The 26,498-nt window shown below is 75.8% G+C and carries 30 protein-coding genes; 20 read left to right on the plus strand and 10 right to left on the minus strand.

The window, feature by feature from the left end; all coding sequences use genetic code 11:
* Positions 1-35 precede the first annotated feature (35 nt).
* Positions 36-2,645: a substrate-binding domain-containing protein gene (locus tag E4A51_RS15620; RefSeq protein ID WP_233421117.1), complete on the plus strand. Its 2,610-nt coding sequence runs from the start codon at positions 36-38 to the stop codon at positions 2,643-2,645.
* 95 nt (positions 2,646-2,740) lie between these two features.
* On the opposite strand, the gene E4A51_RS15625 is transcribed toward E4A51_RS15620, so the two are convergent.
* Complete coding sequence (locus E4A51_RS15625) at positions 2,741-4,513, minus strand: DEAD/DEAH box helicase (protein WP_087509586.1); 1,773 nt, start codon at positions 4,511-4,513, stop codon at positions 2,741-2,743.
* A gap of 278 nt (positions 4,514-4,791) precedes the next feature.
* Positions 4,792-5,208, minus strand: a complete 417-nt coding sequence (locus tag E4A51_RS15630; RefSeq protein ID WP_134852311.1) for a CoA-binding protein — start codon at positions 5,206-5,208, stop codon at positions 4,792-4,794.
* Positions 5,209-5,408: 200 nt separating this feature from the next.
* Between E4A51_RS15630 and E4A51_RS15635 the strand changes: the two genes are divergently transcribed.
* The 8 genes from E4A51_RS15635 (at position 5,409) to E4A51_RS15670 (ending at position 11,020) form a co-directional block, all read left to right on the plus strand.
* On the plus strand, positions 5,409-5,963 hold the full coding sequence (locus E4A51_RS15635; RefSeq protein WP_240696513.1) for a CDP-alcohol phosphatidyltransferase family protein: 555 nt from the start codon (positions 5,409-5,411) through the stop codon (positions 5,961-5,963).
* The gene (locus E4A51_RS15640) at positions 5,960-6,913 is read left to right on the plus strand and encodes a DUF881 domain-containing protein (RefSeq protein ID WP_134852313.1); all 954 of its coding nucleotides are present in this window, start codon (positions 5,960-5,962) and stop codon (positions 6,911-6,913) included. Before E4A51_RS15635 ends, E4A51_RS15640 begins: the two co-directional genes overlap by 4 nt.
* Complete coding sequence (locus tag E4A51_RS15645; RefSeq protein ID WP_046528414.1) at positions 6,910-7,242, plus strand: small basic family protein; 333 nt, start codon at positions 6,910-6,912, stop codon at positions 7,240-7,242. The genes E4A51_RS15640 and E4A51_RS15645 overlap by 4 nt, the downstream gene beginning before the upstream one ends.
* Complete coding sequence (locus E4A51_RS15650) at positions 7,239-8,303, plus strand: DUF881 domain-containing protein (protein WP_134852314.1); 1,065 nt, start codon at positions 7,239-7,241, stop codon at positions 8,301-8,303. The genes E4A51_RS15645 and E4A51_RS15650 overlap by 4 nt, the downstream gene beginning before the upstream one ends.
* 152 nt (positions 8,304-8,455) lie before the next feature.
* The gene (locus E4A51_RS15655; RefSeq protein WP_046528413.1) at positions 8,456-8,926 is read left to right on the plus strand and encodes an FHA domain-containing protein; all 471 of its coding nucleotides are present in this window, start codon (positions 8,456-8,458) and stop codon (positions 8,924-8,926) included.
* Positions 8,927-8,933: 7 nt separating this feature from the next.
* On the plus strand, positions 8,934-9,680 hold the full coding sequence (locus E4A51_RS15660; RefSeq protein WP_070319627.1) for a MerR family transcriptional regulator: 747 nt from the start codon (positions 8,934-8,936) through the stop codon (positions 9,678-9,680).
* 87 nt (positions 9,681-9,767) lie between these two features.
* Positions 9,768-10,274 (plus strand): bifunctional nuclease family protein, encoded by a 507-nt coding sequence (locus E4A51_RS15665; RefSeq protein WP_046530533.1) that lies wholly within the window; start codon positions 9,768-9,770, stop codon positions 10,272-10,274.
* A gap of 164 nt (positions 10,275-10,438) precedes the next feature.
* Entirely contained in the window at positions 10,439-11,020 is a 582-nt protein-coding gene (locus E4A51_RS15670) for a MerR family transcriptional regulator (RefSeq protein WP_134852315.1), read from the plus strand.
* Positions 11,021-11,116: 96 nt separating this feature from the next.
* On the opposite strand, the gene E4A51_RS15675 is transcribed toward E4A51_RS15670, so the two are convergent.
* On the minus strand, positions 11,117-11,881 hold the full coding sequence (locus tag E4A51_RS15675) for a ParA family protein (RefSeq protein ID WP_046528411.1): 765 nt from the start codon (positions 11,879-11,881) through the stop codon (positions 11,117-11,119).
* 119 nt (positions 11,882-12,000) lie between these two features.
* On the opposite strand from E4A51_RS15675, the gene E4A51_RS15680 reads away from it, so the two are divergent.
* From E4A51_RS15680 to E4A51_RS15690, 4 genes are all read left to right on the plus strand, one after another.
* Positions 12,001-12,642, plus strand: coding sequence for an MBL fold metallo-hydrolase (locus tag E4A51_RS15680; protein WP_134852316.1), 642 nt, complete (start codon positions 12,001-12,003; stop codon positions 12,640-12,642).
* Between the two features lie 87 nt (positions 12,643-12,729).
* The gene (locus E4A51_RS15685) at positions 12,730-13,248 is read left to right on the plus strand and encodes a GNAT family N-acetyltransferase (protein WP_206120071.1); all 519 of its coding nucleotides are present in this window, start codon (positions 12,730-12,732) and stop codon (positions 13,246-13,248) included.
* Between the two features lie 26 nt (positions 13,249-13,274).
* Complete coding sequence (locus tag E4A51_RS18445; RefSeq protein WP_163274616.1) at positions 13,275-13,433, plus strand: hypothetical protein; 159 nt, start codon at positions 13,275-13,277, stop codon at positions 13,431-13,433.
* A 46-nt stretch (positions 13,434-13,479) separates the two neighbouring features.
* Positions 13,480-13,983 carry a GNAT family N-acetyltransferase gene (locus tag E4A51_RS15690; RefSeq protein WP_046530531.1) on the plus strand — a complete coding sequence of 168 codons (504 nt, stop codon included), beginning with the start codon at positions 13,480-13,482 and terminating at the stop codon, positions 13,981-13,983.
* A 21-nt stretch (positions 13,984-14,004) separates the two neighbouring features.
* Here the strand turns inward: E4A51_RS15690 and E4A51_RS15695 are convergent, their stop codons facing one another.
* From E4A51_RS15695 to E4A51_RS15705, 3 genes are all read right to left on the minus strand, one after another.
* Positions 14,005-14,553, minus strand: a complete 549-nt coding sequence (locus tag E4A51_RS15695) for a VanZ family protein (RefSeq protein WP_070319610.1) — start codon at positions 14,551-14,553, stop codon at positions 14,005-14,007.
* A 135-nt stretch (positions 14,554-14,688) separates the two neighbouring features.
* On the minus strand, positions 14,689-15,444 hold the full coding sequence (locus E4A51_RS15700) for a hypothetical protein (protein WP_134852318.1): 756 nt from the start codon (positions 15,442-15,444) through the stop codon (positions 14,689-14,691).
* 1 nt (position 15,445) lies between these two features.
* Positions 15,446-16,363, minus strand: coding sequence for an ABC transporter ATP-binding protein (locus E4A51_RS15705; protein ID WP_070319612.1), 918 nt, complete (start codon positions 16,361-16,363; stop codon positions 15,446-15,448).
* 77 nt (positions 16,364-16,440) lie between these two features.
* Between E4A51_RS15705 and E4A51_RS15710 the strand changes: the two genes are divergently transcribed.
* From E4A51_RS15710 to E4A51_RS15735, 6 genes are all read left to right on the plus strand, one after another.
* Positions 16,441-17,094: a TetR/AcrR family transcriptional regulator gene (locus tag E4A51_RS15710; protein WP_070319613.1), complete on the plus strand. Its 654-nt coding sequence runs from the start codon at positions 16,441-16,443 to the stop codon at positions 17,092-17,094.
* A complete protein-coding gene (locus E4A51_RS15715) occupies positions 17,091-17,612 on the plus strand; it encodes a hypothetical protein (protein WP_134852319.1) in 522 nt (173 codons plus the stop codon). Before E4A51_RS15710 ends, E4A51_RS15715 begins: the two co-directional genes overlap by 4 nt.
* Before the next feature lie 52 nt (positions 17,613-17,664).
* Positions 17,665-18,561 (plus strand): oxidoreductase, encoded by an 897-nt coding sequence (locus E4A51_RS15720; protein WP_134852320.1) that lies wholly within the window; start codon positions 17,665-17,667, stop codon positions 18,559-18,561.
* A 107-nt stretch (positions 18,562-18,668) separates the two neighbouring features.
* The gene (locus E4A51_RS15725; RefSeq protein ID WP_134852321.1) at positions 18,669-19,001 is read left to right on the plus strand and encodes a hypothetical protein; all 333 of its coding nucleotides are present in this window, start codon (positions 18,669-18,671) and stop codon (positions 18,999-19,001) included.
* Positions 19,002-19,586: 585 nt separating this feature from the next.
* Positions 19,587-19,802 carry a hypothetical protein gene (locus tag E4A51_RS15730; protein WP_134852322.1) on the plus strand — a complete coding sequence of 72 codons (216 nt, stop codon included), beginning with the start codon at positions 19,587-19,589 and terminating at the stop codon, positions 19,800-19,802.
* Positions 19,803-19,948: 146 nt separating this feature from the next.
* Positions 19,949-20,395: a hypothetical protein gene (locus tag E4A51_RS15735; RefSeq protein ID WP_070319619.1), complete on the plus strand. Its 447-nt coding sequence runs from the start codon at positions 19,949-19,951 to the stop codon at positions 20,393-20,395.
* A gap of 44 nt (positions 20,396-20,439) precedes the next feature.
* On the opposite strand, the gene E4A51_RS15740 is transcribed toward E4A51_RS15735, so the two are convergent.
* Positions 20,440-20,967, minus strand: coding sequence for an ASCH domain-containing protein (locus E4A51_RS15740; protein ID WP_134852323.1), 528 nt, complete (start codon positions 20,965-20,967; stop codon positions 20,440-20,442).
* Between the two features lie 199 nt (positions 20,968-21,166).
* Positions 21,167-22,114: an aldo/keto reductase gene (locus E4A51_RS15745; RefSeq protein WP_134852430.1), complete on the minus strand. Its 948-nt coding sequence runs from the start codon at positions 22,112-22,114 to the stop codon at positions 21,167-21,169.
* 220 nt (positions 22,115-22,334) lie between these two features.
* On the opposite strand from E4A51_RS15745, the gene E4A51_RS15750 reads away from it, so the two are divergent.
* Entirely contained in the window at positions 22,335-22,679 is a 345-nt protein-coding gene (locus tag E4A51_RS15750) for an RNA polymerase-binding protein RbpA (RefSeq protein ID WP_046528400.1), read from the plus strand.
* A 194-nt stretch (positions 22,680-22,873) separates the two neighbouring features.
* Here the strand turns inward: E4A51_RS15750 and lnt are convergent, their stop codons facing one another.
* Positions 22,874-24,442: an apolipoprotein N-acyltransferase gene (gene lnt / locus E4A51_RS15755; RefSeq protein ID WP_240696514.1), complete on the minus strand. Its 1,569-nt coding sequence runs from the start codon at positions 24,440-24,442 to the stop codon at positions 22,874-22,876.
* Positions 24,443-24,853: 411 nt separating this feature from the next.
* Positions 24,854-26,485, minus strand: coding sequence for an amidohydrolase (locus tag E4A51_RS15760; protein ID WP_070319622.1), 1,632 nt, complete (start codon positions 26,483-26,485; stop codon positions 24,854-24,856).
* Between the last annotated feature and the right edge of the window lie 13 nt (positions 26,486-26,498).

Genomic DNA, 26,498 nt, shown 5'->3' on the forward strand with positions numbered 1-26,498 from the left:
GGGGGGTTCCCGCCACGGTGCGACGGACGATCGGCGTGCTGTCGCCGGTCGTCGGCGGGTTCTACTTCGGGGCGCTGATCGCCGGCGTGGCGCGTGCCGCACGCGGTGCCGGCCACCGGGTCGTGGCCGTCCAGACGTACCCCGCGGGGCTGGACCGGGAGCGCTACCCCGACGAGTCGGTCCTCGACACGCCGGTCGCGCTGGGGGCGGTGGACGGGCTCGTCGTCATCGGCAAGTCGCTCAGCGCCGAGCGGCTCGCGGCCGTGCGCGAGTGGGGCGTCCCGGTCGTGCTCATCAGCGAGGACCCGGCCCACCCGGACGACCCCGTGGTCGTGCCGGACAACGTCGGCGGCGTCCGGGAGGCGGTCGAGCACCTGCTGTGGCACGGGCACACCGCGATCGGGTTCCTGGGGAACCTCGGCCAGCGCGACATGCGCGAGCGGTTCGCCGCCTACCGGTCGACGCTCGCCGAGCACGGCATCGAGTCGGACGACGCGTGGTGGTACGAGGCCTCGGACAACCAGGAGCTCGGAGGTGCCGACGCCGCGGCGCGCATGCTCGCCGCCGGCACGCCGACGACCGCGGTCATCGCCGCGACCGACCGCAACGCGGTCGGCTTCCAGCGCGCGCTGCGGTCGCACGGCCTGGTCCTGCCGCGTGACCAGGCGGTCGTGGCGTTCGACCACGCCGACTCGGGCGCGCGCGTCAGCCCGCGGCTGTCGACCGTCGACCCGCACTTCGGACGCGTCGGGGAGCAGGCCGTGCACCTGCTGCTCGCGCGCATGCACGGCGACGACGTCGCCCCGGGCGAGCACCGCGTGGCGTCCTCGCTCGTGGTCCGCGAGTCGTGCGGGTGCACCGAGGTGACGTCCCCCGCGACGGCGGTGCCCGTCGACGAGGACACCGTCGGGGGAGCGCTCCTGCGCCGGCTCGCGGACGTCGCGTTCGCCGGTCCCGTCGGGTCCGGCACGGCGCGGCGGTCGGGCCACGACGCGCGCGAGGCGTGGTGGCGCGCGGTGGAGGAGCCCCTCGACGTGGCCGCCGAGCGCGGGACGGCGCCGGCGCCCGCCGCGCTCGGGCGGTTGTCGGACCTCACGGCGGCCCTGCAGCCGCACCCCGAGGCGCTCGAGCAGATGGTCACGGTGCTGCGCACGGTCGAGTGCCGGCGGGTCGCGGCGCTGCCGCCCGCGCGCGCCGACAACGCGCCGGCCCTGCGCCGCGCGGTGACCGACGTCCTGCTCGCCGTGACGAAGGGCTGCACGCGCGCGATGCTCGCGCGCAGCGGCCAGCTCGAGCGCACGATCGTCGACCAGTACGAGGTCGACATGGACCTGCTGCGCGGCGACGGGGCGAGCCCCCGCGCGCTGGGCTGGCTGCCGCGCGGCGTGCGCGGCCACGCGTGCCTCGGGCTGTGGGCCAGCAACGACCGCGGCCCGGGCGACCGCGAGATGGAGATCGTCGGCGTGCACGACACGACGGGCACGCTCTCGCGGCTCGTGGGCGTGCGGACCACCGCGAGCCAGTTCCCGCCGCCCGCGCTCACCCGGGCGGGCACGGTCGGCTCGAACGAGCTGACGTTCGTCGTCCCCGTCACGTTCGGCGGCAGCGACTGGGGCCTGCTCGCGATCGACGGCACGGTGGAGACCCGCTCGACGCAGCCGCGGGACCGGTTCAACCACTGGGCGGCGCTGCTCGCGGTCGCGCTCGACCAGGAGCGGCTGCTCGCGTCGCTGCGCGAGCAGCGCAAGGCCCTCGAGCAGGCCGCGGCGCGCGAGCGCGCGCTGGCCGACACGGTGCGTGAGAGCGAGGAGCGGTACGCGCTCGCTTCGATGGCCGCGCACGACGGCACGTGGGACTGGGACGTGTCGGCCGGCACGGTCTACTACTCGCCGCGCTGGAAGCAGACCCTCGGCTACGCGGACGAGGTGATCGGCGACCAGCCCGCCGAGTGGCTCGAGCGCGTGCACCCGGCCGACCGGGACGAGCTGTCCGCGGCCATCGCGGCGCAGCTCGGCGGCGGCGGCACACCGCTGGAGCTCGAGCACCGCGTGCGCACGCAGTCGGGCGACTACCGCTGGATGATGTGCCGTGCCGTCACGGTCCTGGACGACGCGGGCTGCCCCGCCCGGCTCGTGGGCACCCTCGTGGACGTGACCGAGCGCAAGGAGGCCGAGATCGCGCTGCAGCGCGACGCGCTGCACGACCCCGAGACGGGGCTCGTCAACCGCCTGCTGCTGCTCGACCGGCTGGGGGCCGCGCTGCTGCGCTGCCGACGGTCGCCCTCGTACGACTGCGCGGTCGCGCTCGTGCGCGTCCAGGAGCGCGTCGGCGACGACGACCCCGGCCCGGACGTGCACCGCGAGGTCGTGCGTCAGCTGCGCCGCCCGCTGCGCGAGGGCGACACCACCGCGCGCACGGCCGAGGACGACTTCGTGATCCTCGTGGACGACGTCGGCCCCGACGGCATGCCCGAGCGGCTGAAGGAGCTGCTCGAGCGCCTGCGGCGGGACGTCGGGCCGCGGCTCGCGGTCGGCGTGCTGGGCTCGGTGCGCGGTCTGCGCGACGCGCACGAGGTGCTGCGTGAGGTGGAGATGGTGCTGCTGCGCGCCCAGGCGAGGACGGACCCGCGGACCGCGCTGCGCTGAGACCGCGACCCGGCACCACCGGGACGGCCGCGGCCCGGGACGGCACGAGGGGCGCCACCGTGGCGGTGGCGCCCCTCGTACGGGCGTGCGTCGTGTCAGTGCGTGCGGTGCACGCGGTCCCCGCGCGACGGGCGACGCGCGCCCTGGGGGCCGGTCGGGCCGCCGGTGTCGACGCGGATGTGCAGCGGCCGGCCCGCCACGCGCGTGCGGGCGAGCTTGTCGACGGCCTCGGGCGTCAGGCCGTTGGGGATGTCGACGAGCGCGAAGCTGCCGTAGATGTCGATGCGGCCCACGTCCTTGCCGGTGAGGCCGCCCTCGCCGGTGAGCGCCCCGACGAGCGCACCCGGCTGCAGGCCGTCGCGGTGCCCGACGGCCACGCGGTAGCGCGGGTTGCCGCTGGGGCCCGTGGTCGTCGCGCGCCGCCGCGCCCCGGCGACGTGACCGCCGCGGGACTCCTCGGTGCGCGTCTCGCGCGCGTGCTGCACGGCGCTGTCCAGGTCCTCGCCGTCGGTCGCGGCGACCGGACCGTCGTCGCCCACCGCGAGCGCGGCGACGGCGGTGAGCAGGTCGACGAGGTCGATGCCCGGGTTCGCCTCGATGTGCTCGCGCACGGCGTCGCGCACGACCTCGAGGCGTCCGGCGGCGATGCGGTCGGCGGTCTTGCCGAGCAGTGCGGCGGCGCGGTGGGCGCTGACCTGCGCGGGCGTCGGGATGGTGATCTCGGTGAGCGACGTGCGGGTGGTCCGCTCGATCTGCCGCAGGCGCGAGCGCTCGGCGGGCGTGACGAACGTCAGCGCCTCGCCCGAGCGGCCCGCGCGGCCGGTGCGCCCGATGCGGTGCACGTAGGCCTCGGGCTCGCGCGGCAGGTCGAGGTTGACGACCAGGCCGATGCGCTCGACGTCGAGGCCGCGCGCGGCGACGTCGGTCGCGACGAGGACGTCGAGCTGGCCCGAGCGCAGCCGCTCGACGATCCGCTCGCGGTCCGCCTGCGCGACGTCGCCCGAGATGTGGGCCGCGGCGACGCCGCGCTGCACGAGCGCGTTGCCGACCTCCTCGGCGTTCTCGCGGGTGCGGACGAACACGATCGCCGCCTCGGCCTCGCTCACGGCGAGCACGCGCGCGAGCGCGCCGGTCTTGTGGCGGAACGGCACCACGGCGTACGTCTGGCGGACCGACTCGACCGTCGACGACTGGCGCGAGACGGCCACCGACACGGGGTCGACCAGGTGCTTGTCGGCGACGCGGCGGATCTGCGGGGGCATCGTCGCGGAGAAGAGCGCGACCTGGCGGCCCGCGGGGGTCCCCGACAGGACCCGGTCGACGTCCTCGGCGAAGCCCATGCGCAGCATCTCGTCGGCCTCGTCGAGCACGAGGAACTTGACGTCGGCGAGCTTGAGCGTGCGGCGGTCGATGTGGTCGATGACGCGGCCCGGCGTGCCCACGACGACCTGGGCGCCGCGCGCGAGGGCGCGCTGCTGCGGCAGGTACGGCGAGCCGCCGTACACCGCGACGACCTGCAGGCCGTCGATGTCGGCGGCGAACGACGTGATCGCGTCGGCGACCTGCATCGCGAGCTCACGCGTCGGCGTCAGCACGACCACCTGCACGGCGGCGAGGGTCGGGTCGACGCGCTGCAGCAGCGGCAGGCCGAACGCCGCGGTCTTGCCGGTGCCCGTCTGGGCGACGCCGACGACGTCGCGGCCCGCGAGCAGCGCGGGGATCGTGCGGGCCTGCACCGGGGTCGGCGCGGTGAAGCCGAGGCGCGTGACGGCGGACAGGATGTCGGGGGCCAGGCCCAGGTCGGCGAACGTGCCGGTCTCGGGGGCCGTGGCGGACGTGGGGAGGGCAGCGGGCAGCGCAGAGCTCATGCGGGAAACCGTTCCGGTGGCAGTGGGGGAGGTCCGGGGGCGTCGTCACGACGGTGCCCGACGTCGCTCGCCCCGGTTCCAGACCACGCGCCGATCCGACGGCGCACGCACGTTGCACGATGCGGGCGGTGGCTGCCGGCTGCGCCGGCGTCCGCCCCACGAGAGGGGATGCGACAGACTCCAGTTGTCCTGGACAGCCTACCGCCCGTGTCGAGCGCATCCCCGGACGGCGCCGGGTGACGTCGCGCACAGGGGGCGACGACCGCTCGCCGTCCGCGTCACCCGAGGCCCCGCGCGCGGCCTTCGATCGCGGGGCAGGCGTCCTGCACGACCAGCACGCCCGCGGCGCGGGCGCGGGCCACGGCGTCGTCGGCGTGCACGCCGAGCTGCAGCCAGACCGCCCGTGCGCCGACCGCCACCGCCTCGTCGACCACCGCGGCGGCGCGCGCGCTGTTGACGAAGACGTCGACGACGTCGGGCGGCTCCGGCAGGTCGCGCAGCCGTGCGTGGCCGCGCGCACCGTGCACGGTCGGTGCCGCCGGGTGGACGGGGACGATCGTGTGACCGAGCCGCTGCAGGTACGCCGCGACGCCGTACGCGGCACGCCCGGTGTTCCCGGACAGGCCGACGACCGCCCAGCGCGCGGGCGTGCGCAGCAGCCGGTCGATCGCGGCGGCGGACGGCTCCTCGGTCATGCGTCGAGCCTGCCAGCCGCCGACCGGTCACGCGCGGGACGTCGGGCCGCGGGACGCGTCGGCGGCTGCCGCGCGAGCCCGCGCCGTGGACGCGGCACCGCCCGCGACCTGCGCAGGCATAGGATCACCGCAGGACGTCGACGGGGGAGGTCGTGGCGGAGGACTCGCCGGTCAGTGCACGCGTGCTCACCGTGCCGAACGTGATCAGCCTGGCACGGCTGCTGCTGGTGCCGGTCTTCGCGTGGCTCGTGGCGGAGGGCCATGACGCGTGGGCCCTCGTCGTGCTCGCGGTCTCCGGCGCGAGCGACTGGCTCGACGGCGTGCTCGCGCGCCGCATGCACCAGGTCACGCGGCTCGGGCAGATGCTCGACCCCGCGGCCGACCGGCTGTTCATCCTCGTCACGCTCGTCGCGCTCGCGTGGCGCGGCATCGTGCCGCTGTGGCTCGTGGTCGTGCTCGTCGCGCGCGACGTCGTCCTGGCCGTGATGCTGCTCGTCCTCGCGCGCGCCGGCTACCCGCCCCTGCGGGTGCACCTCGCGGGCAAGGCCGGGACCTTCGCGATCATGTACGCGTTCCCGCTGCTGCTGCTGTCCGAGTGGCCGTCGGCCGTCGGCATCGCCGCCGGCGTCGTGGGCTGGGCGTGCGCGCTGTGGGGCGTCGGCCTGTACTGGTTCGCCGGCGCGCTGTACCTGACGCAGGCGGCCGCGGTCATCCACGCGGACGCCCGCGCGTCGCGCGCGACGAGGACGCCGTGAACCGTCGGCACGCGCAGGCCACGTCCCGCGCCGCCGACGCGTCGATGACCCTCATCAACGAGGTCTACCGCCGGCCGCTCGACCCGGGGTACCAGGAGGCCGCGGCGCGCCGCGCCGACGGGCTGGCGCCGCGGCGGACGGCCCGCGGCGCGGTCGCGCTGCTCGTCCTCGCTGTCGCGCTCGGCGGGTTCGCCGCGACGGCCGCCGTGGCGCTGCGGCGACCGGCGCCCGAGGCGTTGCAGGCGCGCACGCTCCTGGAGAACGAGATCCGCGAGAGGACCGCGACCGCCGACGAGCTGCGTCGCGGGAACGCGGCGCTCTCCGCCGAGATCGCCCGCCTGCAGCAGCGCGCGGCGTCGACCGACGACCCCGAGCTGTTCGCGCAGCTGCAGCGCGACGCGGTCGCCGCAGGCGTCGTGCCCGTCACCGGCCCGGGCGTGCGCGTGGTGCTGACCGACGGCGTCCCCGACGCGAACGCGGCGGGGGACGACGCGAGCTCCTACGTGCTCGACGTCGACCTGCAGGTCCTGGTCAACGGGCTGTGGGCCGCGGGGGCCGAGGCCGTCGCGGTGAACGGCGAGCGGATCACGTCGACGACGGCGATCCGCAGCGCGGGCGCCGCGGTGCTCGTCGACAGCACCGCGCTGAGCAGCCCGTACACGGTCGAGGCGATCGGTGACGCCGTCGCCATGCAGACGGCCCTGGCACGGACGTCCGCCGGGCAGCACCTCGCGTCGCTGTCGCAGTACGGCATCGACGTCGCGATGTCGTCGCAACGCACGCTCGACCTGCCCGGTCGCGGGCAGATCGCGCTGCGCTCCGCCCGCGTCGCGGGTGCCGACGACACGACGGACGACGCGGACCCGGCGCCCGAGGAGCACGACGTCCTTGGGTCGTCCCCGCGGGATGTGGCAGGGTCGTCCCGTCCCGACCAGGAGGAGGCCCGGTGATCGCGCTGATCGGTCTCGTGCTCGGGGTCGTCGCGGGCCTCGTCATCGAGCCGACCGTCCCGGCCGAGCTCCAGCCGTACCTGCCGATCGCGGTGGTCGCGGCGCTCGACGCGCTGTTCGGCGGCCTGCGCGCCTACCTCGACGGGATCTTCGACGAGCGTGTCTTCCTCACGTCGTTCCTGTCGAACGTCGTGGTCGCGGCCCTCGTGGTGTTCCTCGGCGACCAGCTCGGCGTCGGGTCGCAGATGACGACCGCGGTGATCGTCGTGCTCGGCATCCGCATCTTCTCGAACGCGGCCTCGATCCGTCGGCACCTGTTCAAGGCATGACCGACGACCAGGCGCCCCGGCCCGCGGACGACTGGCCCGGTGGACGTGAGCTTCCCGACGAGGGACCGGTGATCGACCCGTCGGACCCGCTCGGCCTGGGCGGTGACGCGGTCGATCGCTCCGACGCCGTGCGCGAGGCGCCGCCGACCGTGCCCGTGCGTCGCGTCGTGCCGGCGAAGGCTCGCGCCGACGGCGGTGCCCAGGACCCCACGACGGACACGTCCGCCGGCGAGCGCCCTGCGGCCGAGGGGCCGGCCGCCGAGGGTCCCGCCGACACGGACCCCGCAGCCGAGGGGAGCGCCGCGGGCGGGGCGCCGCAGGGGCCCGTCGTGCGTCCCGCGCGCTCGGGCTGGTCGCGCCTCGGCCACGCGATGCGCCCGCGGACGACGCAGGGTCAGCTGCTCACCGCGGCCCTGTGCGCTCTGCTCGGCTTCGCGCTCGTCGTGCAGGTGCGGCAGACCTCCGAGACGCAGCTCGGCGCGCTGCGGCAGAACGACCTCGTGCGCCTGCTCGACGAGACCACGACCCGCACCGACGAGCTCGAGCGCGAGTCGCGCGACCTGCAGCGCGAGCGCGACGAGCTGCTGTCGGGGTCCGACCGGCAGCAGGCCGCCCTCGACGCCGCGCGCCGCACGGCCGCGATGCAGGGCATCCTCACCGGGCGCCTGCCGGCGACCGGCCCCGGCGTGCGGATCACGCTGACCGACGTCGACGGGGCGATCCGCCCCGCCACCATGCTGCACGTCCTCGAGGAGCTGCGGAACGCGGGCGCCGAGGCGATCGAGCTCAACGGGCAGCGGATCACCGCGAGCAGCGCGTTCACGGGCGGCCGCGACGGGGTCCTGCTGGACGGCGTCGCGCTGGGGTCGCCGTACCGCTGGACGGTCATCGGCGACCCCGACACGATCGCCCCCGCGCTCGAGATCCCCGGCGGCGCCGCCGCGCGCGTGCGTGCGGACGGCGGCCGCGCGACCGTCGAGAAGTCGGACCACGTGGAGGTCTCGGCGGTCCGTGTGCTGCCGGACCCGGTCCACGCGACGCCCGTCGAGGGCGGCGACTGATCCCGGGCGTGCCGCGCAGCACGGGGTGTCACCCGCGTGGCGGGCGTCGTGGGCTGCGCACCTGCGTCGACACCGCATAGGGTGAGTCCCGCACAGGCCGGGCCCGGGGCGAGAACGCCGCGCCGCGCCCGAGACCGACACGGGAGGTGCGCATGAGCGACGATCGACGGCTGCCGGACGGCGGCCTGCCGGCGTACCGGGGGGACGGCCCCGACACGACCGTCAGCTTCGGCTCGGTGGAGCCGGTCGACGTCGAGGCCCCGGCGGTCGGCCTCACGAGCGACGAGTCCGCGGCGGTGCACGCGCTGCCGCCCACGTCGGCGCTGCTGATCATGCAGCGCGGGCCGAGCTCGGGCGCGCGGTTCCTGCTGGACGCCGAGCGGACGACCGCGGGCCGCAGCACGAGCGCCGACATCTTCCTCGACGACGTCACGGTGTCCCGCAAGCACGCCGAGTTCGTGCGTGACGGGCTGCAGTTCGTGGTGCGGGACATCGGCTCGCTCAACGGCACGTACGTCAACCGGACCCGCATCGACGCCGTCGCGCTGCGCCCGGGCGACGAGGTCCAGATCGGCAAGTACCGCATGACGTTCCACCCCAGCCCGCACCGTGACGCGTCCTGAGCGCGCGGTGACGCAGGCCGCGACCGAGGGCGAGGTCGCGGGGGAGACGACGCCCGAGCCGTGGCCGCGGGGCATCTCGCGGCGCGCGTCGATGCGGATCTCGGACGTGCTCGCCGCGCTGCGGATCGAGTTCCCGGCGGTGACGACGTCGAAGCTGCGGTTCCTCGAGGAGCAGGGCCTGGTCGCGCCCGTGCGCACGCCCGCGGGCTACCGGCAGTACTCGCCCGCGGACGTCGAGCGGCTGCGGTTCGTGCTGCGCCAGCAGCGGGACAAGTACATGCCGCTCAAGGTCATCGGCGAACGGCTCGCGGCGCTCGACGCGGGTGTCGACGACGAGGCGCCGCCGCGCGCCCGTCTCGCGACGCGCGACGGGATCGCGCCGACGCCCGACCGGCTCACGGCGGCGCGGCTCGCGCAGGACGCGGGTGTCGACGTCGAGGTGGTCGACGAGCTCGTGAGCCAAGGGGTGCTCCGGCCCGGGCCGCGCGGCGTCTTCGACCCGTGGGCGCGCGAGGTCGTGCTGGTGGCGGCCGCGCTGGCGGACCACGGCATCGACCCGCGGCACCTGCGGGCGTTCCGTGCCGCGGCCGACCGGCAGGCGGACCTCGTCGACCAGGTCGTCGCACCGTGGCGCGGGCAGCGCAGCGTCTCCGCCCGCGCGCGGGCCGGGACGCTCGCCGCCGAGGTCGGCGAGCTGTGCGCGCGCATGCACACCGCGCTGGTGCGTTCCGCGGTCCACGACATCGCGCCCTGACCGGGCGCCTGCCGCATCCGGTCCCTCGGGCGGCCGGGGAGCGGACGGGGACGTAGCGTGGGGGGCGTGGGCGGCGTCGAACCCGAGATGGTCCCGGTCGAGGTCGTCGGCGTGCGCACGCACCTGGCCGACGACGAGATCGTCGTGCTCCTGCTGGACCCGGACGCCGCGCTGATCGTGCCGATCCTCATCGGCCCCGCCGAGGCGTCGGCGATCGCGTCGGCGCAGGCCGGGATCGTGCCGCCGCGCCCCATGACGCACGACCTGCTGCGGGACGCCCTCCTCGCCGTGGGGGCCCGCGTCGGGCACGTGGAGATCACGCGGCTCGAGGACGGCGTGTTCCACGCGGCGCTCGTGCTCACGACGGGGCGTCGGGTCGACGCGCGCGCGTCCGACGCGATCGCCGTCGCGCTGCGGTTCGCGTGCCCCGTGCTGTGCTCCGCGGAGGTCGTCGCGCTGGCGGGGGTGGAGGTCCGGCCGGCCGCGGACGAGGACGACCTCGCCGAGTTCCGCGAGTTCCTCGACCACGTCTCGGCCCAGGACTTCGAGACGGGGCAGGAGCCGGGTCCCGACGCCGGTGGCCGTGGCGGTTGACCCGACCGGGTGACGCCAACCTTCGACGTCCACCTGAGGGTGAGACGTGGCGCACGCGACACGCCGGGAGTCGTTCGTTGCGCCCCCGACCCCGCGGGCCTAGCGTTGCAGAAGTTCCGGAAGAGAGCGTCCGCCACACCGGTGGACGTCGAGGGAGGACCCCCGTGATCAGCAACGAGAGCGCCGACGGCGCCGGCGCGATCCCGCACCACGCGCAGGGTCTCCTGTTCGACGACGACCTGCCGGACCTCGACGTCGCCACCGGCTACCGCGGGCCCACGGCCTGCCGGGCCGCCGGCATCACCTACCGCCAGCTCGACTACTGGGCGCGCACTGGGCTGGTCGAGCCGTCCGTCCGGCCCGCCACGGGCTCCGGCACGCAGCGGTTGTACTCCTTCCGCGACATCCTCGTCCTCAAGGTGGTCAAGCGGCTCCTCGACACCGGGGTCTCGCTGCAGCAGATCCGCTCGGCCGTCGGGCACCTGCGGGAGCGCGGCGTCGAGGACCTCGCCCAGATCACGCTGATGTCCGACGGCGCGAGCGTCTACGAGTGCACGTCCGCCGACGAGGTCATCGACCTCGTGCAGGGCGGCCAGGGCGTCTTCGGCATCGCCGTCGGCCGGGTGTGGCGCGAGGTCGAGGGCACGCTCGCGCAGCTGCCGACCGAGCGCACCGACGACGACACCGCGGCCCCCGCGCCGCAGGACGAGCTCGCGCTGCGGCGCCAGGCGCGGTCGGCCGGCTGACCCGTACGACGTCACGAGGTCCGGCCACCCCTTCGGGGTGGCCGGACCTCGTCGCGTGCGCGGCTCCAGGCCTGGGTCGCCGCTCGGCGGGAGGCGTCAGCGACGCGGCGCGCGCAGCGCGCGCTCGAGCAGCTGGTCGAAGACGCCCGCGAGCTCGGCCGCCGCGGCCCCGGGCCACGCGTGCACCGGCTGGGCCGCGCCCTGGGCCTGCTGGAGCGCCGCGCGCTCGGGGATGCTCGGGGACAGCACGAGCGGCCCGTACAGCGTCTGGAGCTCCTCCAGGCGGTACGCCTGCTCGATCGACCGGGCGCGGACCCGGTTGACCGCGATGCCGAGCGGCTGCAGAGACGGCGCCGGCCCGCGCCGCAGCTCGTCGATCGTCCGCATGGCGCGGCCGACCGCCATCACGGCGAACAGCCCGGGCTCGGTCACCACCACGGCGCGGTCGCACGCGGTCAGCCCGGTGCGCGTGAGCCCGCCGAGCGAGGGCGGGCAGTCGATGAGCACGAGGTCGTAGCCGCTCACCCACGACAGCGCGTAGCGCAGCCGGTCGGCGTCCGCGTCGTCGATACGGTCGTGCATGACGGAGCGCTCGGAGCCGACCAGCACGTCGAGGCCGTGCTGCGCCCAGGACGACGGCGCGGTCGCGCCCGCCACGGACTCGGCCGACGGGTCGTCGAGCACCGACGCCACGTCGCCCGTGCCGCGCGCCGTGCCCAGCGCCATGGTCGAGTCGCCCTGCGGGTCGAGGTCGACCACGAGCGTGCGCAGGCCGCGCTCGAGCGCCGCGGAGGCGAGCCCCAGCGTCACGGAGGTCTTGCCCACTCCACCCTTGAGGCTGCACACACCGAGGACCAGCACGCCGCAACCGTATCCGGGCGGGTGGGCCCGCACGAAACCCCGGCGCGACACGGCGTGCCTGCGTCGCGCCGCGCCGTCCCGGAAGGGCGGACTCGTCCGGATCTCGGCAGGATGGCCCCATGAGCCTCACGTTGACCAGGTACGGACACGCGTGCGTGCGTGTCACCACCGACAGCGGCGCGTTCGTCGTGGACCCCGGGTCGTTCAGCGACGTCGAGACCGCGCTCGACGGCGTCGAGCACGTCCTCGTGACCCACTCGCACCCGGACCACCTCGACGCGGCCGCCGTCGCGGCGCGCGACGTGCACGTGCACGGGCCCGCGCAGGTGCTCGACGCGCTCGCCGAGGCCGGTGTGCCGGACGAGCGCCGCCACCTGCTGACCCCGGGCGACCGGCTCGAGGTCGCCGGGGCAGTCGTCGAGGTGCTCGACGCGCCGCACGAGGTCATCCACCCGGAGGTGCCGCTGCCGACGAACGTCGCGCTGCTCGTCGACGGCGTCGTGCTGCACCCCGGCGACGCGTTTGTCCGACCGCCCCAGGGAGCGGCGATCGACGTGCTGCTCGAACCGGTCGGCGCGCCGTGGCTGCGCGTGGCGGACATGGTCGAGCACGTGCGTGCGGTCCGCCCGCGCCGCGTCGTCCCGGTGCACGACGGCACCCTCAGCGACGCGGGGCGCTCGCTCGCGCTGTCGCTGCTGGGCAACCTCACGGAGGCCGAGGTGCTGACGCCGGCGCCGGGGGAGCCCGTGCGCGTCGACTGACGCCCGGCGCCTCAGGTGCGCGAGTCCGTCGCCCGGCTGCTGCCCGACGGGACGACTCGGTGGGGACGACTCGGGCATGCTGGTGCGGTGACGACGTCCGACCCCGAGCCGCACGCATCGCCCGCGTTGGCGGTCCGACGGTACGCACGTCCGGACGAGCCGTGGGTGCGCGCGTGGTTCCGTGATCCGGAGCTCGACCGGTGGCTCGGCCCGCTCGACGACAACTGGTGTGCGCACGTCGAGACCGAGACGACGGGCGTGCAGCTCGTCGTCGAGCACGAGGGTCGCCCGATCGCGCTCGTGGGGGTGGAGTGGGACCCCCTCGGGGACCGGCACGCCGTCACCGACGTCGCGGTCGACCCGTCGCGACGGCGGTCCGGGGTGGGTCGCGTCGCGCTCGACGCGGCGCTCGCCTGGTCCGGTCATCCGGCGGCGACCGGGTGGGTGGCGTTCGTCGACCCCGACAACGCCGTGGCCCTCGGCTTCTTCGACGCGCTCGCCTGGACGGCGGGCGCGGTCGACGACGGACTGCGGTGCATGACGAGCCCGGCGGGCTGCGCGCACCGTGGCGTCCGTGCGGTCGCCGGCCCGCGGCCGCGCGGTTAGCGTGAGCGCGGCGGAAGGAGCCGGAGATGTCCGAGTCGTTCGACGTGCAGGTGCCGGAGCTCGAGTACGACGAGACCGTGCCGCCGCGCCCCGAGGAGGAGGTCGCCGACGTCGCACGCGCGACGCCGGACCCCGCGGGGCACGGCGACGCGCAGGACGCGCACGCGGTCGGTCCGGAGGCATGAGGCGCGCCGCGAGTCACGGAGGTCGCGCGTGGGGCATGCTGTGGCGGTGCTGATCCGACGCGTCGACGAGGACGACTGGCCCATCGTGCGCGACGTGCGCCTGCGGGCGCTGCGGGAGTCGCCGGAGGCGTTCGGCGCGTCGCTGGCCCGCGAGGAGCGGTTCACCGAGTCGCACTGGCGGATGCGCCTGCGGACGAGCCCCACGTGGGTCGCGGTCGACGACGACGACGTGCCCAAGGCGCTCGTCTCGCTCGTGCCCGAGCCGGGGTCGCCCGAGGACGACCGCCACGTCGTCTCGCTGTGGGTCGCGCCCGAGGTGCGTCGCCGCGGCACCGGCTGGGCGCTGCTCGACACCGTCGTGCGGGCCGGCGCCGCCGACGGGGCGCGCACCGTGTCGTTGTGGGTCGTCGACGACAACGCCGAGGCCGTCGACCTCTACGTGCGCGCCGGGTTCACGCGCACGGGCGAGACGCAGGCGCTGCCGCGCGACCCCTCGCGCACCGAGGAGAGGTACGAGCGCGTCACGAGCCCTCGCGGGCTGGTCGGCTGACACGCGGCCGCCGCGGGGGCGTCACGCGTCCGCCGGCCGCCAGCGGAAGTGCTCGACCAGCGCACCGAGGCGCGGGACGCGCTGCACGCCGAGCAGCAGCGCGAAGCCCGCGAGCCCGCCGAGGACGTTGAACAGCAGGTCGTTGACGTCGGCGACGTGACCCCCGCCGAGCAGGACCGCCGTGACGAGCTGGGTCAGCTCGATGGTGAGGCTGAAGCCCGCGACGGCGGCGAGCACGCGCGGCCACGTCGGCCGCGCGAGCACCAGCGCCAGCAGCGCGCCGAGCGGGACGAACACCGCGACGTTCATCGCGGCGTCGCCGGTCTCGTAGCCGACGACCGGCACCAGCTGGAGCGACGAGTGCCACACGCCCTCGCGCGCGGGCTTGTCGAGGAAGATCGGGAAGACCGTGTTGGCGACCACCCCGGCCACGTAGACGCACAGCGCGAGCGCGACGGCCGCGCGCGCCACGGTCAGCCGACCGCGGAGGCGCAGGTGCCACAGCATCGCCCCCAGAGCGACGGTGGCGAGGGGGACGACGACCGGGAGGACCGGGACCTGCTGGAACACGCGCGTGCTGCTCTCTGTCGGTGGGGAGGGAGGCCGCGGCGGTGGGGCCGGTCGACCCTCGCACCCGCGCCGGGTAAGCGGCGTCCCCCCGGGGGTGGACGCGGCCGTGGCCCCGTCGGGCGACGGGGGGACGGGTCAGGCGTCGCGCGCGCGGAGGGTCGCAGCGGCGGCGACCGTGGTCCACACGGTGAACACGGCCATGACCGCGAGGCCGCCGACGGGGGACAGCGCCCCGGTGCCGTGCCGCGTGTAGGAGGCCTGACCGGCGGTCGTCGGCCAGTACGTGGCCACGAGGTCGCCGACCGTGCCGGGCAGCCCGGGGGCGAGTGCGGGCACGAGCAGGGCCACCGTCACGACGATCGCGAGCGTGCCCGACGAGCTGCGGGTGAGCGTGCCGAACCCGACGCCGAGCACGGCCGTCAGCACCAGGTAGGCGGCGGCGCAGAGGACGGCCCGGACGGCCGCGGGGTCGCCGAGGTCGGCGCTCGGCAGGCCCGCGGCGGCGAGCGCGCCCTGGCTCGCGGCGGTGGCGACGACGACCGTGACGACGGCGGTGGCGGTGGCGATCAGCGCGGCGACCGCCGTCTTCGCGGCCAGCAGCGCCGTGCGGCGCGGCGCGACGGTCAGGGTCGTGACGATCTGACCCGTCGCGTACTCGCCGGTCACGAGCTGCGCGCCGAGGCAGGCCACGAGGACCTGCCCGACGAGCACGCCCTTGAGGCCGACGGCGACGGGGTCGAGGTCGGCGGGCAGGGCGGTGCGCCACTCGGGGAGCAGCGCGCTCACGCCGAGCAGCCCGACCACCGCCGTCACCACGACCGTCGACACGGCGAGGAGCCACGTGCCGCGGACGCTGCGGGCCTTGATCCACTCGGAGGCGAGGAGGTCCATGTCAGGCGGCGTCCTTCCGTGCGGCGGTCATGGCGAGGAAGACCTCCTCGAGCGAGTCGCGGACGTCCGTGAGCTCGGCGAGGGCGACGCCGGTCGTCGCGGCGATCCGTCCGACCTCGTCGGTCGTGGTGCCCGTGACGTCGAGCGCGTCCGCGGCGACGGGATCGACGCGCGTCGTGACCCCGGCGCGGTCCAGCGCCGCGGCGAGGCGTTCGCGTTCGGGGCTCCGGGCACGCACGCGGCGCGTCGTCCGCTCGGCGACGAACGCCGTCAGCGGCTGGTCGGCCAGCAGCCGCCCGTGGTGGACGACGACGAGGTGGTCGGCGGTGAGCTCCATCTCGCCCATGAGGTGACTCGAGAACAGCACGGTGCGCCCTTCGCTCGCCAGGTCGCGCATGAGCGTGCGGGCCCACCGGATACCCTCGGGGTCGAGCCCGTTGAGCGGCTCGTCGAGGATGACGACGCCGGGGTCGCCGACGAGCGCGGTCGCGATGCCGAGGCGCTGCTGCATGCCGAGCGAGAGCTCGCCCGCGGGGCGGTGTGCCGCGTCCGCGAGGCCGACGAGGCCGAGCACCTCGGGGACGCGACGCCGGTGGACGCCCCCGGCACGTGCGACCGCGAGGAGATGGTCGGTGGCGGTCCGCCGCGGGTGGACGGCGCGCGCGTCGAGCATCGCGCCCACGACACGCATCGCGCGCGGGGTCTCGGCGAGGCGCAGGCCGCCCACGGTCGCCGCGCCGCGGGTGGGTCGGTCGAGCCCGAGGAAGAGCCGCAGGGTCGTGGACTTGCCGGCCCCGTTGGGCCCGAGGAACCCCGTGACCACGCCGGGCCGGACCCGGAACGACAGGTCGTCGACGGCGGTGGTGCGACGGTAGCGCTTGGTGAGGGCGTGGGCCTCGAGGGTCGCGGAGGGGGTCATGGCGGCGACACTACACCGTGTGGTGTAGATCTACACCCGACGGTGTAGCGTGGGTCCCGACCGCGGGAAGGGGCACCATGACGACGCTCGACGAGAGGCCCGTGCGCGCCGGGCAGGCGCACAAGCGCGCCGCGATCCTGGCGGCCGCGCGCGAGCTGTTCGTGCAGTCCGGCGTGGACCGCACCAGCATGGACGCCGTCGCCGCACGGGCGGGCGTCTCGAAACGGACCGTCTACGACTACTACGGCGACAAGCGTCGGCTGCTCCTCGGTGTCGTCGAGGAGGCGGGGGAGCGGGCGCTCGAGACCCTCCGGGAGCACGTGGCGCACCGCCTCGGGGACGCGACGCCGCTGCGCGAGCCCGCCGCGCTCGAGCGGGCGTTCGTCGACCTCGCGTCCGACCTCGGCGACGCGCTGCTGCTGTCGGCCGACCACCTCGCCGCCGTCCGGCTCGTCACCGAGAACGAGCAGCAGCTGCCCGAGCTGGACGGCCACCCGCTCGACGAGGCGCAGACCCGGGTGCTCGCCGACCGTCTCGACGACCTCACCCGGGCGGGTCTGCTCGACGCGCCCGACCCCGCGCTCGCCGCCGAGCACTTCCACGCGCTGACGACGCTGCGGGTGCTCAACGAGCCCTCCCGCCGTCGCGCCGAGCGCACGCACGTCCTGCGGATCATGACCGACGGCGCCCGCGCGTTCGTGCGCGCCTACGCCGCGCGCCCGGGCGCATGAGCGACCACCGCTCCACGCCGCCCGACCGCGCGGACGCCGCCCACCGGGCAGCCGCGCTCAAGGAGCGGATCTACGTCGCGTTCACCGCGCTGGCCGTGATCCTCACGCTCCAGGCGCACGACGCCGACGCCTCGCCCGGGCGCGCCCTCGGCACGCTCGCCGTCGCGGTCGCAGCCACGGTCTGCACGGTGTACCTCGCCGACCTCCTGAGCCACGTCGTCGTGCACGCACGCGTCCCCACGGCCGCCGAGCACGGCCGCATGGCGGCCTCGACGCTGGGTGCCGCGACCGTCGTCGGCCCCGCGGTGGTGTCGCTCGCACTGGCGGCCTTCGGCGTCTACACGACCACCACCGGCCTGCTCGTCGCGACCGTCACCACGGTGACGACGCTGACCGCGGTGGGGCTGCTCGCGGTGCGCCGGCTGGCGCTGCCCCGGCGGCAGCGGGTCGTGGTCATGGCGTGCGAGGTCGTGCTCGCGCTGGCGGTGCTCGTGCTGGGCGTCCTGGCGCACGGGTAGGGGAGGGCGGGGCCGGGCCGTCCGGTCCGGCGACGTGGAGGGGAGACCTGCGATGACCGAGACGGACCTGCCGACGGTGGCGGTCGTGGGACCCGGCGCGATCGGGACCACGGTCGCGGTCGCGCTGCACGAGGGCGGCGCCGCGCCGTTCGTCGCCGGTCGCACGGCCCGCACCGAGCTGCGGCTCGACGTGGGCGGCTCGGTCGTGGTCGCGCCCGTCCCCGTCCGGACCGACCCGGACGACGCTCCGGGTGCCGTCGACCTGGTGGTCCTCGCGGTGAAGGCCACGCAGAACCCCGACGCCGCGCCGTGGCTCGGGCGGCTCTGCCGCCCGGGCACCGTCGTGTGCGTCCTGCAGAACGGCGTCGAGCAGCGGCAGGCGGTGGCGCCGCTCGCGCCGGGCGCGACCGTCGTGCCGGCCGTGGTGTGGTTCCCCGCGGAGCGCCTGCCGGACGCGACCGTGCGGCTGCTCGCCGACCCGCGGCTGACCCTCCCGGACGGACCTGGGTCCGACGTCGTCGTCCGCGCGCTGCAGGGGTCGCGGTGCGTGGTCGGCACGACGTCGGGCTTCGTGTCCGACGCGTGGCGCAAGCTGCTGCAGAACGCGGCCGCGGGACTCATGGCGCTCACGGGTCGGCGCTCGGGCGTGTTCGCCCGGGACGACGTCGGTGCGCTCACGCTGGCCTACCTGCGCGAGTGCCTCGCGGTCGCGCGCGCCGAGGGCGCGGACCTGGGGGAGGGCGAGCCGCAGCGCGTCCTCGACGCCTTCCGCGGTGCGCCGCCGGAGCGCGGCACGTCGATCCTGGCGGACCGCGAGGCGGGGCGGCCGCTCGAGTGGGACGTCCGCAACGGCGTCGTGCGCCGCCTCGGGCGCGCGCACGGCATCCCGACACCGATCAGCGACGTGCTCGTGCCGCTGCTCGCCGCGACGAGCGACGGGCCGGGCTGAGGGAGGCGGTCCACGGGTGCCGGGACGTGCGGTCCCGCACGGCGGGGCGGGTCGAGGCGGGACCAAGGTGCGCAGCGAGGCAGCGGCGCGCGTGCCACGCTGACCGCGTGCCGACACCGCCGGACCCGACGACCGCGGACGCCCTGCTGCGTGAGCTCTGCCGGCGGCTGGCCGCCATGGTGAGCTGGGACCTGTCGGTCGGTGACGACGCCCCGCGGTTCGGCTTGATGTTCCGGGAGCGCGCGGACGGTCTGCTGGTCGCGGCGCGCGCGCTCGCCGTGCACCCGTCGCTGGTCGAGGACGACGACCTGAGGAGTCGTGTCGACGAGCTGGACCGCGCGGTGGCGCGGCACGTCGAGGACCCGTGGTTCAACCGCGAGGTCGTCGCGGCGACGCACGAGGTCGCCGAGCGCACCGAGGACCTGCTCGGCATCGGGTAGGGCGATCCGCGGGTCGTCGAGGTGCCGCCGACGACGTGAGTCGCGTCGGTCGCGCGGAGGGCGACGTCGTCCATGGCTGCGACGCGGACCATGGGCGTACCTGCAGCAACCTCACGCAGACGAGGTGCGGCCAGACATCGAGCTGCGCGACCTGACGCAGCTCACCGAGGTGCTGAAGCGAAGCACCGGGGGCAGGTGAGGCTCGCGCGGGGCACAGGTGTCCTCTGGCGCCGAGCGAGGGCATCGGACCGACGTCGTTGCCGTTCGCGGAGTCGCGCAGTCGATGAAGTGACATAATGCACATTATCGGCGTTGGTGGAGAACGGGCGGAGAGCCCGCCGAGCGGCGCTCAGGCGGTGACGACTAGGGGTCGTGTGCTGGCGACCACCCTCGTGTCTCTGGCGGTCACCTGGCCATGGTGCGCGCGGGTCCCGGCCGGCGCGCCGCGAGTCGCCCCTGAGCCGTCTCGTGGCGTGGTGCACGGCCGCGGGACCCGGGTCCCGCCGCCGTGCCGACAGCGTGTGAGAAGGTGCGGACGACGCCCGCGCACCGGACCGGGCGCCGTCATCACCGGGAGGCGTGCTCGTGGACGCGGCACAGCAGTCGGGCAGCACCGTCGACGTCACGCAGGAGCGTCGGTCCCGCCGCGCGACGGCCGCGATCCTCCTGCTCGCGGCGCTCGCCGTGGTCGTGGCCGTCTCGGTGCTCGCCGAGGGCGGCCGTCCCGCGGTGGCCGTGACGTTCGGCGTGGCGGGCGCGCTGGGCCTCGCGTTCGCCCCCCGCCTGTGGCGTCGCCCCTGACACACGCCCCGCGCGTCCCGCCTGCCACGCGCCTGTCTGCTCGGTGGCCGCGCCGAGCCGACCACAAGAACGTCGAACACGTGTTCGAACCACAGTGGGCGTCGGCCACTCTCCGTCGAGGTGCACCGCTCCCCCAGGCTCGCGTCATGCACGACGACACGAGCTGGTCCGCACCCGGGCCCGACGACGACCTTCCCGCCCTGCCCACCGCACCGCTCCTGCACGACGACGCGGTGCTCGACGCCGCGCTCGCGCTGATCGGTCCCGAGCGTGCCGGACCCCCGGCGCTGTGGCTCCTGCTCCTCGACGCGGACGCGCGCCTGCTGCCCGTCGTGCTCCCGCTGGTCGGCATCCCGTTGCAGCCGGTGCCCGGTGACGTGCGGCAGGTGATGGTGGCGATCGACGACGTCCTGCGGCACGAGGCGCCGGGCGGCGCGCTCGTCGTCGCCGTCGTGCGTGCCGCAGGAGGTGACCGTGGTGCGTTCGAGCGCACGTGGGAGGCCGCGGTGCGCGAGGCCGCCGACGACCGGGGCGTGCCCGTGCGGGTCGTCCTGGCGGTCGGTGAGCACCGCGCGCGCGTCCTGCGCCCGTGAGGTGGGTGGTCGGCCGGGCGGTAGCCGGCCGACCACCGTGGGGCTCAGGCCTGCGGCGCGTCCGCGAGCTCGGGCGGCCAGACGACGGAGAACCGCTCGCAGACGATCTCGTCGCTCTCCGACCACGTCGCACCACGGGCGGCGCACGTCCGGGTCCAGTACGTGCGGTGCTCGCGGCGCCAGCTCTCGAGCGACCGGTCGTCCTCGCCCTCGGCGTACGCGAAGTCGGCGTCGACCTGGTCGAACGTGAGGATGCGCAGGTCCGTGCTGCGGATGACGATCGCCGGCGCTCCCGTGCTGTCGCACGCGATCCAGTGGCTGCCGACGCGCGGCAGCTCGTCACCCCGCGCGCGGTACTCGCTCGTCAGCTCCGCGGTACCGCGCTTCGGGCCGTGCGTCACGGTCCGCAGCAGCTCGTCCGCCAGGCGCGGGTTGTCGCCGAAGTACTCGACCGTGTAGTCCGAGCACGCCGCGACGGCGGCCGGGTGCGCGGCGGCGTAGTCCGCCCAGAACGCGTCGGCCGCGGCGCGGTCGACGGGGGGCAGGGCGGTGAGCTGGTCCTCGTGAGCCATGCCACCCACGCTACGCAACCGCTGATCGCCGCGACGAGCGCATACCGCCGTGACGGAGCGTGACCGTCGTCTCAGACGGGCCGCGGTCCGTGCGCGGCGGACGCACGGCCGGGTCCGTGCGGGCGATTCCGCCCGGGACCGTGCGCACGGTCCCGGGCGGGCGCGTCGGCGCGTGGACCGCCGACGCGCCCGCAGCGCCTCAGGCCGGCCCGGGCGACGCGTCGTCGATGGCTGCGAGCTGCTCGAGCGTCGGCTCCCACAGCGCCGACGCGACGTTCGCGCGCACCTGCTCCGGCGTGCGAGCGCCCGAGATGATCGACGCGACGGCGGGCTGGGCAGCCAGGCCGCCGAGCGCGAGCGTCGGCAGGTCCACGCCCCAGTCCTGCGCGAGCGCGGCGAGCGCCTCGATGCGGTCGAAGTCCGCGGCCGCGAGGCGCTGCGGCATGCGCGACAGGCGGCTGCCCTCGGGCGCCTCCTGGCCGCGGCGGTACTTGCCCGTCAGCAGACCCGACGCGAGCGGGACGTACGGCAGGATCCCCACGCCGACCTGCTCGGCCGCCGGCACGAGCTCCGCCTCCGCGCCGCGGTCCAGGAGGTTGTACCGGTTCTGCGCCGACACGAACGGCGTCGTGCCCGCCGACCGGGCCGACCAGTCGGCGTCGACGACCTGCCACGCGGCGAAGTTCGAGGACCCGACGTAGCGCACCTTGCCCTCCACGACCAGCTCGTGCAGCGCCGCGAGCGTCTCCTCGATGGGCGTGCCCGGGTCCGGTGCGTGCAGCTGGTACAGGTCGACGTGGTCCGTCCCGAGACGCCGCAGCGACCCCTCGATCGCGCGCCGCACGTACCGGCGCGACCCGCGCGCGCCCCAGTCCGCGCCGTTGAGCCCACCGACGTCCATGCCGAACTTCGTCGCGACCACGACGTCGTCGCGGTGACCGCGCAACGCCGCACCGAGCAGCTCCTCGCTCTGGCCCGGCTCGCCGCCGTACACGTCGGCCGTGTCGAAGAACGTCACGCCCGCGTCCAGGGCGGCGCTCACGACCTCCCCCACGCCGTCGGGGGCGAGCGTCGCCCCGAACGTGTTGCACCCGAGCCCTGCCGTGGACACCGTCAGGCCGCTGTCGCCGAGGCGGCGGTACGTCATCGTCATGCCACCCACCCTAGGCAGCACGAGGTCGCCGCCGCTCCCCCGGTGCCGACGCGCGCGACGACGCCGTTCCTGCCACAGTGTGTGTTCACCAGACCTTCACCGCGGGTCGGAACATCGCCGTCCCTCCCCGCGTTTACGAACAGGAAGCGGAACGATTCGATCTGGAATCCGGCAGGGCGCGAGCTGCCGGAACCACACGGCACGGAGGTCCCTCATGGCCAACAGGTCCCTGCGCGGCATGCGCATCGGGTCCCACAGCATGGAGACCGAGCAGGGCGTCGACTTCGCCCCTCGTCTCCAGGCGTACTACGACTGCCCGAACGGGCACACCATCATCCTGCCGTTCTCGGTCGAGGCGGACGTCCCCGTGGTGTGGGAGTGCCGCTGCGGCACCGAGGCGCTGCTGCGCGACGCGTCGAAGCCCGAGGTGAAGGCGGGCAAGCCGCCGCGCACGCACTGGGACATGCTCCTCGAGCGGCGCACGGTCAACGAGCTGCAGGAGCTGCTCGACGAGCGGCTCGACCTGCTGCGTGCGGGCAAGCTGCGCCGCAGCGCCTGACACCCGCTCCCCCGATGCCCCCGGTGCCCGCACCGGGGGCATCGTGCTGTCCGGGTCCGGGTCCGGGTCCGGGTCCGGGTCGCGGTCGGCGAGCCAGACCCGCGCCGAGCAGGAGCATGCCTCGTCCGACCGCGTCGGCGAGCAACCCGGTGCCACCCGGTCGCGGCGCGCCCGGGACACGGTTGGACTACGGGTCAGGCGGGACCCTCGGGTCGGTCGTCGCGCCGCAGCCGCGCGGCGCCGACCATGCCCGCGAGCACGACGCACACCGCGAGCACGCACGCGACCCGCGCCGGCCAGTCCCCGGCGCGTGCGGCCGGTGTCAGCGAGTCCCGCAGCGGCAGGTCCGCGATCATCTGGTCGGCGGTGAACAGCTCGGTGCGCTGCGTGACCACCCCGTTGGGCGCGATCACGGCGCTCACGCCGACCGTCGAGATCTGCACGGTCGCACGCCCCAGCTCGACCGCCCGCAGGCGCGCCATCGCGAGCTGCTGGGTCGACTCGTCGGACCACCCGAAGGACGCGTTGTTGGTCTGCACGACCAGCAGCTCGCCGCCCTCGGTCACGGCCTCGCGGACGATCGCGTCGTACGCGACCTCGAAGCAGATGACGTCCCCGAGCACGACGGTGCGTCCCAGGCGCTCGGACGCCAGCGGGATCACCCCGGGCTTCGTGCCGGGCAGCATGTCGCGCGTCACGAGGTCGACCGCGTCGGAGAAGTGCCGCACGAACGAACGCATCGGGATGTACTCGGCGAACGGTGCGGGCCGCTGCTTCGAGTAGGTCGCGACCGGGCCGACGCCCGGCTCCCACAGCACGGCGGTGTTGTAGCGGCCGCCGGAGTCCGGGTACTGCACGGTCCCCACCAGCAGCGGGGCGGCGACCTCCTGCGCGACGCCGTCGATGAGCCCCGCCGCCTCGGCGTCGACCTGCGGGTCGATGTCGGAGCCGTTCTCGGGCCACAGCACGACGTCGAGGTCGCCGGGTGCGGTCCGCTCGAGCAGCGCGCGCGTGCCCGCGACGTGGTTGTCGAGGACCTGCCGGCGCTGCCCGAACGCGTCGAGCCGGCCCGGTTCGGGGACGTTGCCCTGCACGGCCCCGACGCGGAGCGTGCCGGTCTGCGCGGCGGTGTCGAGCGGGATCACGAGGGACCCCGCGACGACCGCGCCCACGGCGGCGAGCGCGCCGACCGTCCGGACGAACGCGACCTGCCCCGCGGCCAGCGCGGCGCGGGCCAGGAGCACGCCGAGGCCCGCGACCACGGCGCTGAGCAGCGGTGTGCCGCCCACCCACATGAACGCCGCGAGCGGTGAGTCCGCCTGCGAGAACGCGAGCCGCCCCCACGGGAAGCCGCCGAAGGGCCAGCTCGAGCGGAGCTCTTCGACGCCCACCCAGAGGACGACGAAGACGAGCAGCTGCCAGAACCCGCCGCGCCACACGGCGTGGCCGCGCCGCGCCCACGCCCACGCGGCGCCGAACAGCGCGACGTACGACGCCTCGAGGACGGTCAGCGCGAGCCACGGGACCAGCCCCACGGCCTCGTCGGCCCACGTGATCATCGGGCCGAAGCACGTCAGGCCCCACACGAGGCCCACGAGCGCGTTCCAGCGAGCCGAGTCGCGTCGCAGCGCCAGGTACAGCAGCGTCACGCCGACGGGGGCGAGCAGGCTCCAGCCCGGGTCGGGGAACGCGAGACGGGTGAAGAAGCCGCCGGCCGCCGCGAAGACGAGCGTCAGCCAGCGGGCGGACGGCGGGAGAGGCACCGCAGCAGGGTACGTCAGCCAGCCGTGAGCGCGGCGCCCCGCACCGGCCGGGGCTCCGACCGACCGGCCCGCGCGCCCTTCGTACCGGCGAGGCGCTGCCTGCCGTTCTCTGTTGGACGCGCGGGCCCGGTCGGAGCTCATGCGGCGCGGCGCCGCGCAGGCCTCGTGAGTCCCCCCGGCACCCGCGACGGCGGGCCACACGCGAAACTACTAGCCTCGGAAACGCTGTCAAGAGGACGTTCGGGCAGGTCAGCGGGATCACCGCAGGTCAGCGCGTCCCGAATGCCCGACGTCCGATCCCGTCGCTCGGCGTGTCGTCAGCGTGTCGCGCGCCGACCCCGCGCGGTCGCCCTGGGGCCGGCGAGCCGTGGCCTGAAGTTCACCCGAACGAGCCGGCGCTCGCGCTCGCCGTCAGCCCAGCGCGTCGTGCAGGACGACACCCGCGCGCACCGTGCGCAGGCACCGCGGCGCGGGTGCGTCGGGCGACAGGTCCGGCAGGAGCGGGCTGCCGGCGCGTGCGTCGGCGCTCCAGGCGGACGTGCGCGACGCCTGCACGACGAGGTGCTCGGCACGCCACACCGCGAGGTGCGCGGGCGCACCGACGCGCAGCTCCCCCGCCCCCGTGTGGTCGAGGCCGGCCAGGCGCCACCCGCCGCGCGTCGCGGCACGGAACGCGGCACGCACCGAGATCCGCTGGTCCGGCTCGTGGTGAGCGGCGGCGGCGCGCACGCCCGCCCACGGGTCCAGCGGGGTCACGGGTGCGTCCGAGCCGAGCGCGAGCGGCACGCCGGCCGCCGCGAGGTCGGCGAACGGGTTCATCGCCGCGGCGCGGCCGGGGCCGACGCGCCGCGCGTACATGCCGTCCGGCCCGCCCCACGCGGCGTCGAACGCGGGCTGGACCGACAGGCGCAGCCCGAGCAGCACGATCTGCGCGAGCGAGTGCGCGTCGACCATCTCCGCGTGCTCGACCCGGTGCCCGGCCGCGGCGATCGCCGCGGTGCCCTCGACGTCGGCGGCCGCACGCAGCCCGAGGAGCAGCTCGTCGAGCGCCCGGTCGCCGATGACGTGGAACGCGGCGTGCGACCCCGCACGGGTCACCGCCGTGACGTGGTTGGCGATCTGCTCGGCCGTCAGGTGCAGCGTGCCCGTCACGCCCGGAGCGTCCGCGTACGGGTGCCGCAGCGCCGCCGTGCGCGACCCGAGCGACCCGTCGACGTTGAGGTCGCCGCCGATGCCCGTCAGGCCCGGCACGTCGGCGAGCAGCGCGCGCGCGTCGTCCACGGTCACGCACGCCTCGGCGCGGTACCCCACGACGAGCGGCAGGGCCGACGCGGGGTCGGCGGTCATGGCGAGCAGCCGCCGCAGGCCCGCACGCGTGTCGACGTGCGGCGCGGACTGCTCGTGCACCGCGGCGATCCCCGCCGCGGCGGCCTGCGCGAGCGCCGACCGGTATGCCGCCTCGCGCTCGTCGTCGGCCACGGCCAGCGCGACGTCGCGCGCCGCGTGGTGGGCCGCGCCCACGACCCGGCCGTCGTCCGACCAGCCGGGCAGGCCGCGCAGCCCCGCGAGGTCCGCCAGCGCGCCGGACACCACCGCCGAGTGCACGTCGACCCGGGCCAGGTAGACCGGCAGACCCTGTCCCGCGGCGTCGAGCTCCGCGGCGGTCGGGGGGCGCCCCTCGGGCCACGTGCCCTCGTCCCACCCCGTGCCGTGCACGGGGCGCCGGTCCCCCGGTGCGCGCGCGGCCGCGACGCGGGCCACGGCGTCGAGCACGTCGCCCAGCCCGCGCACCCCGTTCTCGGCCGTCAGGTCGAGGCCGGCGCTCGCCAACGCCGTCTCGAGCAGGTGCACGTGCGCGTCGACGAACGCGGGCGCGACGAGCGCGCCGTCGAGCTCGACGACCTCGTCGACACCGGCGACGAGACCGTCGGCCGTGTCGTCGGAGCCCATCCAGGCGACGGTGCCGTCCTCGACGAGCAGGGCCTCGGCGAACGGGTCGGCCGGCGAGTGCACGACGCCGTGCCGGTACAGGGTCGAGCTCACAACCCGACACGAT

The sequence above is a fragment of the Cellulomonas sp. HD19AZ1 genome, from assembly GCF_004535805.1.
GTDB classification, from domain to species: domain Bacteria; phylum Actinomycetota; class Actinomycetes; order Actinomycetales; family Cellulomonadaceae; genus Cellulomonas; species Cellulomonas iranensis.